General features: G+C 66.5%; 4 protein-coding genes. All 4 read left to right on the top strand.

Going from position 1 to position 3593, the window contains the following annotated elements; all coding sequences use genetic code 11:
- A partial coding sequence (livH, locus tag G3O06_RS47205; RefSeq protein WP_205820179.1) for a high-affinity branched-chain amino acid ABC transporter permease LivH occupies positions 1 to 912 on the top strand: 912 nt, incomplete at its 5' end.
- Between the two features lie 11 nt (positions 913 to 923).
- Positions 924 to 2195, top strand: a complete 1272-nt coding sequence (locus tag G3O06_RS47200; RefSeq protein WP_174915964.1) for a high-affinity branched-chain amino acid ABC transporter permease LivM — start codon at positions 924 to 926, stop codon at positions 2193 to 2195.
- Positions 2192 to 2965 carry a high-affinity branched-chain amino acid ABC transporter ATP-binding protein LivG gene (gene livG, locus G3O06_RS47195; protein ID WP_174915963.1) on the top strand — a complete coding sequence of 258 codons (774 nt, stop codon included), beginning with the start codon at positions 2192 to 2194 and terminating at the stop codon, positions 2963 to 2965. Before G3O06_RS47200 ends, livG begins: the two co-directional genes overlap by 4 nt.
- On the top strand, positions 2965 to 3593 hold a 629-nt coding region (locus tag G3O06_RS47190; RefSeq protein WP_205820178.1), incomplete at its 3' end, for an ABC transporter ATP-binding protein. The genes livG and G3O06_RS47190, both read left to right, overlap by 1 nt.

The following is a 3593-nucleotide window of genomic DNA, read 5'->3' as shown; positions in this document are numbered from 1 at the left end:
CCTCAATTCGCCCAGCAGCTGGTCAACGGCCTGACGCTGGGTGCGATCTATGCGTTGATCGCCATCGGCTATTCGATGGTCTACGGCATCATCGGCATGATCAACTTCGCCCACGGCGAGATCTACATGATCGGCGCCTACGTGGGCCTCGTTACCCTTACCGCAATCGGCATCTCCGCCGGCTATCCGCTGCCGCTCGTGCTCGGCGCCGCACTGATCGTGTCGGTGATCGTCACCGGGCTGTACGGCTTCGCGGTCGAGCGCGTCGCGTACCGGCCGCTGCGCGGCGGCCCGCGCCTCGTGCCGCTGATCTCCGCGATCGGCATGTCGATCTTCCTGCAGAACTACGTGCAGATCGGCCAGGGCGCGCGCGACGTGTCCGTGCCGGTGCTGATCTCCGGCGCGTTCGACATCCATCTCGGCGGCGATTTCGACGTAACCATTCCGTATTCGCGCCTGATGATCGTCTGCGTGACGGTCGTGCTGATGATCGCGCTCACGCTGTTCATCTCGCATTCGCGGATGGGCCGGGCGTGCCGCGCGTGCGCGGAGGACATGAAGATGGCGAACCTGCTCGGCATCGACACGAACCGCGTGATCTCGTTCACGTTCGTGCTCGGCGCGATGCTGGCGGCCGTCGGCGGCGTGCTGATCGGGCTGACGATCGGCAAGCTGAACCCGTATATCGGCTTCGTCGCGGGCATCAAGGCGTTCACCGCCGCGGTGCTCGGCGGGATCGGCAGCATCCCGGGCGCGATGCTCGGCGGCGTGCTGCTCGGCCTCGCGGAAACCTTCGCAGCGGGCTACATGCCGGCCGAGTACAAGGACGTCGTCGCGTTCGGCCTGCTCGTGCTGATCCTGCTCTTCCGCCCGACCGGCCTGCTCGGCAAGTCGGACATCGAAAAGGTTTGAGGGAGACGCAGATGAGTCAAGTCATTTCCGTTCGCCGCCCGGCCGCCGACGCGTCGGTCGGCCAGTCGCTGAAAAATGCCGTGGCCGCCGCGTTCCTGACGGCGATCCTCACGATTCCGGTACTCGGGCTGCAGCTGAAGCTCGAGGGTTACCAGGTGGTGCTCACGCCGCACTGGCGGCCGGTGTGGATCGCGGTCGCGGCCGTGTTCCTGTTCCAGCTGTTCAAGCCGTGGCTCGTGCGCGCGAAATCGGCGGTGAAGCTGCCGGCGATGCCCGCGATGGGCGCGCAGCAGCAGCGCGTGATCGTCTGGGTGCTGCTCGCGGTCGGGCTCGTGTGGCCGTTCTTCGGCTCGCGCGGCGCGGTGGACGTCGCGACGCTCGCGCTGATCTACGTGATCCTCGGCCTCGGGCTGAACATCGTGGTCGGTTTCGCGGGGCTGCTGGATCTCGGCTATGTCGGGTTCTACGCGGTCGGCGGCTATACGTACGCGATGTTGAACCAGTACTTCGGGCTGTCGTTCTGGGAGTGCCTGCCGCTCGCCGCGATCGCGGCCGCGACGTTCGGCTTCCTGCTCGGCTTCCCGGTGCTGCGGCTGCGCGGCGACTATCTCGCGATCGTCACGCTCGGCTTCGGCGAAATCATCCGCCTGCTCGCGAACAACCTGACGAGCCTCACGGGCGGCCCGGACGGCATCTCGGGCATCCCGAAGCCGACCGTGTTCGGCTACGAGATGGTGCGCAGCGCGAGCGTCGAAGGCGCGAAGACGTTCCATGAACTGATCGGGCTGGAATACAGCGGCGACCACGTGGTGATCTTCCTGTACCTGCTTGCGCTCGTGCTGGTTGGCTTCACGCTGTTCGTCACCAGCCGCCTGATCCGCATGCCGATGGGCCGCGCGTGGGAAGCGCTGCGCGACGACGAGATCGCGTGCCGTTCACTGGGCCTGAACCCGACGCGCATCAAGCTGTCGGCGTTCACGCTCGGCGCGGCGTTCGCGGGCATCGGCGGCGCGTTCTTCGCGGCGCGCCAGGGCCTCGTGAATCCTGAATCGTTCACCTTCATCGAATCGGCGCTGATCCTCGCGATCGTCGTGCTCGGCGGGATGGGTTCGCAGCTCGGCGTGATTCTCGCGGCGATCCTGCTGACCGTGCTGCCGGAAGTCGCGCGCGGCTTCGCCGAGTACCGGATGCTGATCTTCGGTCTGGTGATGGTGTTGATGATGATGTGGCGTCCGCAGGGCCTGCTGCCCGCGAGCCGTCCCCATGTGGAGCTGCCGCAATGAGCGCGAATGCAGAACTGTTGAAGGTCGCCGGGCTGCAGATGCGCTTCGGCGGGTTGCTCGCGGTGGACGGCATCGATTTCGACGTGCGCCGCGATGAGGTGTTCGCGATCATCGGGCCGAACGGCGCGGGCAAGACCACGGTATTCAACTGCGTCGGCGGCTTCTACAAGCCGACCGGCGGCGACGTCGTGCTCGACGGCCACGCGATTGGCGGGCTGCCGAGCCACAAGATCGCGTTGAAGGGTCTCGTGCGGACGTTCCAGAACATCCGCCTGTTCAAGTCGCTGACCGTCGTCGAGAACCTGCTCGTCGCGCAGCACCGCAAGGTGAAGGCGGGGCTGCTGCCGGGTCTGTTCTCGACGCCCGCGTATCGCCGTGCCGAGAAGGAAGCGCTCGAGCGCGCGGCGGTGTGGCTCGACCGGATGGGGCTGACGTCGGTCGCCAACCGGCCGGCGGGCACGCTGTCGTATGGGCACCAGCGGCGCTTGGAGATCGCGCGCTGCATGATCACCGAGCCGCGCCTCTTGATGCTTGACGAGCCGGCAGCCGGCCTCAACCCGCAAGAGAAGATCGAGCTGCAGCACCTGATCGACAAGCTGCGCCGCGAGTTCGGCGTATCGGTGCTGCTGATCGAACACGACATGAGCCTCGTGATGGGCGTGTCCGACCGCATCCTCGTGATGGAGCACGGCCGGCCGATCGTGATTGGCACGCCGGAAGCGGTCCGCAATGACCCGCGCGTGATCAAGGCGTATCTGGGGGAAGAGTGATGCTGAAGCTGGAACAGGTCCATACGCACTACGGCGCGGTCGAGGCGCTCGCGGGCGTGTCGATCGAGGTGAACAAGGGCGAGATCGTCACGCTGATCGGCAGCAACGGCGCCGGCAAGACGACGCTGATGATGACCGTGTGCGGCACGCCGCGCGCGTCGTCGGGCCGCGTGCTGTTCGAGGGCAAGGACATCACCGGGATGTCGACGCACCAGATCATGCGGCAGGGGATGGCGATCTCGCCGGAAGGGCGGCGCGTGTTCCCGAGCCTGACGGTACTCGAGAACCTGAAGATGGGCGGCTTCTTCGCGAGCCGTCACGAGATCGACGACGGCATCGAGCACGTGTTCAAGCTGTTTCCGCGCCTGAAGGAACGGGCGACGCAGCGGGCCGGCACGATGTCGGGCGGCGAACAGCAGATGCTGGCGATCGGCCGCGCGCTGATGAGCAAGCCGCGCCTGCTGCTGCTCGACGAACCGACGCTCGGCCTCGCGCCGCTCGTGATCGCGCAGATCTTCGACATCATCCGGATGATCCGCGAGGAAGGCGTCACGGTGTTCCTCGTCGAGCAGAACGCGAACAAGGCGCTGGGCGTGGCCGATCGCGGCTACGTGCTCGAAACGGGGCG

The sequence above is a fragment of the Burkholderia sp. Ac-20345 genome (assembly GCF_017104825.1).
Taxonomy (GTDB): domain Bacteria; phylum Pseudomonadota; class Gammaproteobacteria; order Burkholderiales; family Burkholderiaceae; genus Burkholderia; species Burkholderia lata_B.
This window is presented reverse-complemented; position numbering and strand designations above follow the sequence as displayed.

Excerpts from the sequence above, each read along its gene's own strand:
- G3O06_RS47200 (WP_174915964.1), top strand. The coding sequence starts at position 924 with ATGAGTCAAGTCATTTCCGTTCGCCGCCCGGCCGCCGACGCGTCGGTC.
- livG (WP_174915963.1), top strand. The coding sequence starts at position 2,192 with ATGAGCGCGAATGCAGAACTGTTGAAGGTCGCCGGGCTGCAGATGCGC.